This window comes from Vibrio sp. 10N.222.46.A1 (assembly GCF_041473595.1).
Classification (GTDB): domain Bacteria; phylum Pseudomonadota; class Gammaproteobacteria; order Enterobacterales; family Vibrionaceae; genus Vibrio; species Vibrio tasmaniensis_A.
In genome coordinates this window covers 1-7,055 of sequence record NZ_JBFRSN010000221.1, presented here as the reverse complement: position 1 = coordinate 7,055, position 7,055 = coordinate 1, and the positions used below count along the sequence as shown (strand labels likewise).

Below are 7,055 nucleotides of genomic sequence, written 5' to 3'. Positions count from 1 at the left end.
GCCGAACCTATCGAAAGCAGAGCAAAACGAACACATCCCTCAAGCACTCAACCTGCAAGCGATTGGCGGTATCAGCTTTTCAAAAGGCTGTTACACAGGTCAAGAAACAGTTGCTCGTGCTAAATACCGTGGCATGAACAAGCGTGAAATGCGCATTGTTTCAGGAACGAGTTCAGATATATTGTCTCTAGAGAATACGATTGAACTAGAGCGCAGCGTAGGTGAGAACTGGCGCGGTGCAGGCCGACTATTAAACGTCTATCAATTTGCTGATAATCAGGCGATTGGTTTGATGGTGTTGCCAAACAACCTTGATGACGATGTTCAGCTTCGATTGACTGCGCAACCTGAGCAAATATGGAACATTCTGCCACTGCCTTACAGCCTTGACGAAGAGTAGCCACGTGGAAACACTGATTACACAATGGTTAGATCAACAGCAGGTGGACTATCGCCTGTTGGTGCAAAGCAAGCCAACCACCAGCATCGAAGAGACAGCGCAAGAACGAGGTATTAATGCCTCTCAAATGGTCAAGTGCATCCTGCTTAAGGATATGGGAAACCAGTATGCGTTGGCCTGTACTCCTGGCGATCGCTCTATCGATCCAAAGAAAGTACGCTCGGTACTGAATTGCCGTCGAATGACCTGCGTATCACTCGCTGATGTTGAAGCCATCACCGGCTTTAAAGCTGGATGTGTTGGGCCTATTGCTCTAAAGAGATACATGCCGATCATTTTTGATCCTTCCATTCAGAGCAACTCGACCGTTACCATTAGCTCGGGTGATCGAATGGCTGGCGTTGCGTTGGATCCCAATGATCTCATAGCACTATGTGCACCGATCGTCGCTGACATCAGTCGATGAACGTTTCGAACAGATCATGCTTCGCAAACTTCATTTTAATATTTCATTGAGTACATTTTTAGTGTGAACTTCGTCATAAGAAAAACACACCCACCTTAAATAGTTACTCAAAATAAAAGCATAAGTAGTCACAAGGTTGAATTTGCGTTATTGTTATTTTACTGACTAGCCTTTAAGCAAATCAGTACAAGTGAATCCACTGAGTAACATCAGTATCCACTTTTGTGTAATGCATCTGTGACTATTCGCCCGTTTTAGACGGGCTTTTTTTTGTTCAAAATTTACAATTTGATTACACAAACAAAAAAATTCCGCCTATTCTTATACTTGTAACATTAGCACTGCTTAATACCGGACAGGAAAGTTCGTAGCAGTTCACTACTCAGTACTATTTTGGGGAGGAGCTCACGTAAAAATAGATATTTACTGAAGAAAGTGCTTAGAACAGCACAAATATCTAATTAACGTCAACTCTACTGCATATTACTCCATGCTTATCACAATAATTATCTCGGAGTTTTTCTATAATATGCAGGCTAGGTAAATATAAGGATAATTAAAAATGAGACTGTTTAAGCGCTATACACCGAGTATGATTGCTAAACATGTAAGTCGACTTTTCAAAGGACGAATCTACATTTACGGCGTAGGTAAATTTGAGTTTGATAACGGTAAACTCGTACTACCAGACCGAGCAGAGAAGCGTCACTTCCAAACCGTAAAAGAAATAAATAGTGAAATCATGAAACTGCGCTGCGCGTACGCATGATCTGATAGTCTAAAGAATTAAAAACAAAAAGGGTTGGCATTATGCCAACCCTTTTTTCGTGTTCGTGATGTCGTTAATTGCTATCAACTTTAGCTACTGACCATCAACAGCAATCCATCTCACGCGACTATCGGTGTACTACGGGGCGCTTAGCTAAATCCGGAAGGTTGCCCGACAACCCCAGCGCTCGCTTCATTATCTCATCTTTCGCACCCGGTAATTGACCAGCAAGCTTCATACCGATACCACGAATTAGCTTCTTAGCCGGATTATCGCCTTCAAACAGATCTTTAAAGCCCTGCATTGAAGCAATCATTTTCGCCGCCTCAGCTTTTCTCCAGCGCTCATAGCCACGAAGGTTGCGCTTGGTACCAATATCCTCACCAGAAGCCCATAGCGTTAACAGCTCTTGCGCTAAGCTTGCTGCGTCTAATAGACCAAGGTTCACACCTTGCCCTGCTAATGGGTGAATAGTATGAGCAGCATCACCCACCAAAGCGACACGCTCTACAGCAAAGTCACGTGCATAACGCATGCGCAGTGGGAAGGCAAAACGGTCACCAACCACTTCGCATAATCCAAGCTTTGAGTCGAACTCTGCCGTTAGCTGCTTATTAAAATCAGCATCCGACATTGATACAAGCTTCTCGGCACGATTAGGCTCCGTAGACCAAACTATCGAGCTCATTTTGCTTGGCTGCATTGGCAGGAACGCCAACGGCCCTTGCGGTGTGAATATTTGACGAGCAACGCTATGGTGCGGCTCTGAGGTTTTGATGTTCGCGACAATCGCACTGTGGCCGTAATCCCAATGAGTTAATGGGATATCTTGTTGCTTGCGAACCCAAGAGTTTGCACCGTCAGCTCCAACAACTAACTTTGCTGTCAGCGCTTGGCCGTTGTCTAACGTTAGCCATGCTTCGCTCTCACCAATCGCCATCGTTTTACACGTTGCAGGCATGTATAGGCTGACATTATCTTGCTTCTTAACCTGATCAAGCAGCGCTAATTGGATTACGCGGTTTTCTACAATATGGCCTAGGTTAGGCTGTGCTAAGCGTGTTGAGTCAAACTCAATGCGAGCAAAGCTGTCTTGTTCCCACACTTCCATCGCTTGGTAGGGCGCAGCACGTCTTTGTTCGATACCTTGCCATGCGCCTAGATTGCGAAGAATCACTTCACTCGAGCGGCTCAATGCCGACACACGCACATCAGGCAATTCGCTAAGCCCTTCGCTAGGCGCTCTGCCTTCAATGACCGCAATTCTTAGATCGCTGTCTTTCAGTGCAGCCGCAAGCGCTAGGCCAACCATGCCACCGCCAACAATCGCGATATCAACACTTTGCATCATTATTTATTACCTTATCTTTCTACTAGGCCAAGCGTATGACGCAAAAGTGGACCTTTAAGTGGTGGAAGGTTATCAATTACGGCTAACCCAAGGTTTCGCCCAATACGAGCGGTCAAAAAATCGTTTGAGAACAGATGAACTAGGCTTGAAGTCAACGTAATCGTCGTGTCTCTGTCTTGTTCTCTACGCTTTCTAAAGTTAACAAGACCAGTGTAACGCCCAACATCATCCAGTTGGTTACATAACTCTTCAGCCAAAGAAGCCACATCACGAATGCCAAGATTAAAACCTTGCCCCGCAATAGGGTGAAGTGTTTGAGCAGCATTGCCAACAATGGCAAATCGATGAGAGATATTTTGCTGTCGGTGGCGAAGAATCAGTGGGTAGCTCGCACGCTTGCCGACTTTCTCTAGTCGGCCAAGTCGCCAACCGAAGTCATTCTGTAACTGCTCAAGAAATTCGTTGTCGTTTAAGGCCACCACTTTTTGTGCTTGTTCCGGTGACAAACACCAAACTAGCGATAAACGGTTGTCGCTCATCGGTAACAGAGCAACTGGCCCATGATGAGTAAAACGCTCAAAGGCTCGACCTTGATGGGGCTCACTAGCAACGATATTGGCAATCACAGCGACTTGTTCAAAGTCATGCTCACTCAATGAGATATTGAGTTGCTGACAACAGGTTGAGATTGCACCGTCAGCAGCAACCAATAACTTAGTCGTGACGGTTTGCCCACTTGTCAGCTCAATCGTCGTTAACGATTCATCACGTTCAACGGTTCTAACAGACTCAGGGCAAAGCATCGTAATTGCAGCTTCTGATTCTAATTTCTGCTGATAGATCCGCCCAACATCCGCTAACTCCACCACGTAGCCGAGCGCATCAACAGCAAGATCTTCACTGTAGATGTCTGTCATCCCAGCATGACCTCGATCTGATACATGGATATCTTTAATTGGGGTCGCTACCGGAGCGATAGATTGCCAAAGGCGCAAAGAATCAAGGATCTGCACCGTGCCATAAGACAGAGCGATCGAACGAGAATCAAAGCCTGGGTGAGCTTGATGATCAACCTGATAAGGCTCTACTACCGCAATCGATAGAGAACCTTGACTGAGGTGATTCAGAGCAAGGGCTAAGGTCGCCCCCGCCATTGCGCCACCAGCAATTACAACATCATACTGAGCCATTATAACCTCAAACCGACAAGCGGATTAATGAATGGTTGGAGCCGCATCTTCAGATGGGCGAGCACCGAATTCAGCATGAATCGTTAGTGCACACGCTTTTACGTGTTCAATAACGTGCTCTAGAAGCTGCGCTTGCTCTTCCATATCATCGTCTTCGTCAATGCCTAGCTTTGCCATCTCTTCAAGATCAGCTAATGCTTCTTTGGTACCGTCAGACGCTTTATTCAATTGAGCGCCAACCAAGCCTAAACCAGAAATAAAGTGGTTGATCCAATCTGACACACCATCAGCCAAATCAAACAAGCTTGCGCTTGCGTCTTCATCAGGCAGCAACATAGACAGTTCCATGCCTGAACCTGTGATTTCGCTGGTCGTCACCTTTAATGTAGCTTCCGCTAACGTTAATGCGCGATCTGGCCACCCCATGCCTTCATTGGTGTAATCAAAGATAAGTGGTTGCCAGCTTTTATCTGCTAGGTTTAAGCCTCCGCTCAACATACCCGTTAATAAACCATGCATCTCAGCAGGGTTTACGGCTAGGCTTGCCGATTGAAGTTCAGTCGCAACCGTTAGGTAGTCAGGTAAAGTAGTTTCGCTCATCAGATAGCTCGCTCAGTTATTCTTTATATCGATAGTATAATCGTACCACTTCACCCCAATTCTGGTAAGCGTCGATCCTGAGCAATTGAAGGACGACTGACTACCAATTGTTCAATTTGCTGAATTACTGTGTGCTCAAGCTCTCATTTACAAACAGTCACTCTGAAAAGCTTGAATCTTAATAGCGGTTTACCTATAGTTTCTCCCTCAGAGGAGATTGCTTCCTCATCGGTACTTGCACTTTTTCTTTCTCAAAAAATGATAAAGAGCAACAGCCTTAAATAGTGCGTTAAAGAGTTCATCCATCATGAGTAATCAAGCGGTAGACGTTGAAATATTAGGAAAACTGACTCGAGTGAATTGTCCCCCAGGGCAAGAAGAGTCATTGATTGCAGCGGCGGCCGATCTTGATAATCGATTGAAAGAGATGGCTGAACGTACTAAGGTAACCAATGAAGTGAAGCTGCTAACGATCGCAGCTCTGAACATTTGCTATGAATTACAAACCAAGAAGTTTGAAGCAAATGATGAACAAAACGCACTGACCGAGCGAATGGAACAGCTCACGACATCACTTTCAGATGTCCTCAGTAAAGTTAAGCACGGACAGCAATAGCGTACACAAAATTTACCCTGGAGTGTTTGTCAGAGGATTCACGTCCCCGAGCCGATAAGCAATCCCTAAGGGTTAGTACTTGAGTGCTATTGAGCATGCTCGGTCCGCCGAGAAGCCTACGGTAATCATTGCTGATCCGCCTTGAACTCGCTGGTTCAAGGGCCATCTATTCTCAACGGCACTTTGGGGTATCCCTTCTTATGAAGACGCTCACACGCAGCGAATTTCGCAAACAGATCCGTATCAAACGCAATGCCTTATCTGGCGACCAACAAACTCAATCCGGTATAGACTTAGTTAAGCAGTGCTCTCAGCTTGATGAGATTCAGTCAGCTCAACATATCGCCCTCTATATTTCCATTGATGGCGAACTCGATACCCAGCCTTTAATTGAATGGTTATGGGCGCAAGGCAAGCAAACTTATTTACCAGTATTACACCCCTTCTCTACCGGACATCTGCTGTTTCTACATTACTCTCCAACCACACCCACTGTTTTGAATAAGTACGGCATTGTCGAACCTCAGCTCAATCAAATGCTGGTTAAACCTTGTCAGCAACTCGATCTCATTCTGACTCCCCTTGTAGGCTTTGACTCTCAAGGGCATCGCTTAGGCATGGGCGGCGGATATTACGATCGCACCTTGGCTCGATGGTTCGAGACGGGTGAAGGCGCAACGCCAATTGGTTTGGCTCATGATTGCCAGCATGTCGATCGTTTACCAATTGAAGGTTGGGACATTCCGTTACCTAAAATCGTGACTCCGAGTAAAACTTGGCAATGGGAAAACAACCATTAAAGCGCTATAATCGCGCCGCAAACGTTAACCTCGATATCCAAACGTTACCCCAATATCTAAACGTTAACTTCATCATTACGCAAACGATCAATTCAAAGCGCAAGACCTTATTCAGGAGAATGGCATGACTCAAGATGAAATGAAAAAAGCAGCGGGCTGGGCAGCACTTCAATATGTTGAAGAAGGCAGCATTGTAGGTGTAGGTACTGGCTCAACAGTAAATCACTTCATCGACGCACTTGGCACAATGAAAGACAAAATCAAGGGTGCGGTTTCAAGCTCTGTAGCCTCTACTGAAAAACTAGAAGCGCTAGAAATCAAAGTATTCGAATGCAACGACGTATTCAAGCTAGACATCTATGTTGATGGCGCTGACGAGATTAACGGTTCTCGCGATATGATCAAAGGCGGCGGCGCTGCTTTGACTCGTGAAAAAATCGTAGCAGCTATCTCTGATAAGTTTATTTGTATCGTTGATGGTACCAAAGCAGTTGATGTGTTGGGTAAATTCCCACTGCCTGTTGAAGTTATCCCAATGGCGCGTTCATACGTAGCACGTGAACTCGTAAAACTTGGTGGTGACCCAGTTTACCGCGAAGGCTGCACAACCGATAACGGCAACGTGATCCTAGATGTGTACGGCATGGCGATCGAAAACCCAAAACAGCTAGAAGATATCATCAATGGTATCGCTGGCGTGGTAACGGTTGGTCTGTTCGCTCACCGTGGTGCTGATGTAGTTATCACTGGCACGCCTGAAGGTGCAAAAATCGAAGAATAAATAATAGAAGATTGAGTTTTTCTGTTACTTCATTACAGACGGTGCCCTAGGGCGCCGTTTTTTTTGCTTTATTGCTGTAAAA

General features: G+C 45.5%; 8 protein-coding genes, 1 other RNA gene and 1 pseudogene. 7 read left to right on the top strand and 3 right to left on the bottom strand.

From position 1 onward, the window contains the following. From AB4496_RS07470 to AB4496_RS07460, 3 genes and pseudogenes are all read left to right on the top strand, one after another. A pseudogene (locus AB4496_RS07470) lies at positions 1-400 on the top strand (folate-binding Fe/S cluster repair protein); the annotation flags it as partial. 4 nt (positions 401-404) lie between these two features. Continuing rightward, positions 405-866 carry an aminoacyl-tRNA deacylase gene (locus AB4496_RS07465; RefSeq protein WP_009847659.1) on the top strand — a complete coding sequence of 154 codons (462 nt, stop codon included), beginning with the start codon at positions 405-407 and terminating at the stop codon, positions 864-866. A gap of 562 nt (positions 867-1,428) precedes the next feature. Next, positions 1,429-1,635: a DUF1107 domain-containing protein gene (locus AB4496_RS07460; protein ID WP_009847660.1), complete on the top strand. Its 207-nt coding sequence runs from the start codon at positions 1,429-1,431 to the stop codon at positions 1,633-1,635. A gap of 127 nt (positions 1,636-1,762) precedes the next feature. On the opposite strand, the gene AB4496_RS07455 is transcribed toward AB4496_RS07460, so the two are convergent. From AB4496_RS07455 to AB4496_RS07445, 3 genes are read right to left on the bottom strand one after another with little or no spacing between them, the layout of a single operon-like run. Then, complete coding sequence (locus AB4496_RS07455) at positions 1,763-2,986, bottom strand: FAD-dependent 2-octaprenylphenol hydroxylase (RefSeq protein WP_009847661.1); 1,224 nt, start codon at positions 2,984-2,986, stop codon at positions 1,763-1,765. An 11-nt stretch (positions 2,987-2,997) separates the two neighbouring features. Continuing rightward, positions 2,998-4,176 carry a 2-octaprenyl-6-methoxyphenyl hydroxylase gene (gene ubiH, locus AB4496_RS07450; RefSeq protein WP_102258174.1) on the bottom strand — a complete coding sequence of 393 codons (1,179 nt, stop codon included), beginning with the start codon at positions 4,174-4,176 and terminating at the stop codon, positions 2,998-3,000. A gap of 24 nt (positions 4,177-4,200) precedes the next feature. Beyond that, the gene (locus AB4496_RS07445) at positions 4,201-4,776 is read right to left on the bottom strand and encodes a YecA family protein (protein ID WP_004735367.1); all 576 of its coding nucleotides are present in this window, start codon (positions 4,774-4,776) and stop codon (positions 4,201-4,203) included. A gap of 307 nt (positions 4,777-5,083) precedes the next feature. Here AB4496_RS07445 and zapA point away from each other — a divergent pair, with 307 nt between their 5' ends. From zapA to rpiA, 4 genes are all read left to right on the top strand, one after another. Then, positions 5,084-5,392 carry a cell division protein ZapA gene (zapA, locus tag AB4496_RS07440; RefSeq protein WP_004735366.1) on the top strand — a complete coding sequence of 103 codons (309 nt, stop codon included), beginning with the start codon at positions 5,084-5,086 and terminating at the stop codon, positions 5,390-5,392. An 11-nt stretch (positions 5,393-5,403) separates the two neighbouring features. Beyond that, a non-coding RNA gene (ssrS, locus tag AB4496_RS07435) (6S RNA) lies at positions 5,404-5,586 on the top strand. A 6-nt stretch (positions 5,587-5,592) separates the two neighbouring features. Then, positions 5,593-6,192: a 5-formyltetrahydrofolate cyclo-ligase gene (locus AB4496_RS07430; protein WP_009847663.1), complete on the top strand. Its 600-nt coding sequence runs from the start codon at positions 5,593-5,595 to the stop codon at positions 6,190-6,192. Between the two features lie 124 nt (positions 6,193-6,316). After that, positions 6,317-6,973 (top strand): ribose-5-phosphate isomerase RpiA, encoded by a 657-nt coding sequence (rpiA, locus tag AB4496_RS07425; protein ID WP_009847664.1) that lies wholly within the window; start codon positions 6,317-6,319, stop codon positions 6,971-6,973. Positions 6,974-7,055 lie beyond the last annotated feature (82 nt).

Excerpts from the sequence above, each read along its gene's own strand:
- AB4496_RS07460 (WP_009847660.1), top strand. The coding sequence starts at position 1,429 with ATGAGACTGTTTAAGCGCTATACACCGAGTATGATTGCTAAACATGTA.
- AB4496_RS07455 (WP_009847661.1), bottom strand. The coding sequence starts at position 2,986 with ATGATGCAAAGTGTTGATATCGCGATTGTTGGCGGTGGCATGGTTGGC.
- ubiH (WP_102258174.1), bottom strand. The coding sequence starts at position 4,176 with ATGGCTCAGTATGATGTTGTAATTGCTGGTGGCGCAATGGCGGGGGCG.
- AB4496_RS07445 (WP_004735367.1), bottom strand. The coding sequence starts at position 4,776 with ATGAGCGAAACTACTTTACCTGACTACCTAACGGTTGCGACTGAACTT.
- zapA (WP_004735366.1), top strand. The coding sequence starts at position 5,084 with ATGAGTAATCAAGCGGTAGACGTTGAAATATTAGGAAAACTGACTCGA.
- AB4496_RS07430 (WP_009847663.1), top strand. The coding sequence starts at position 5,593 with ATGAAGACGCTCACACGCAGCGAATTTCGCAAACAGATCCGTATCAAA.
- rpiA (WP_009847664.1), top strand. The coding sequence starts at position 6,317 with ATGACTCAAGATGAAATGAAAAAAGCAGCGGGCTGGGCAGCACTTCAA.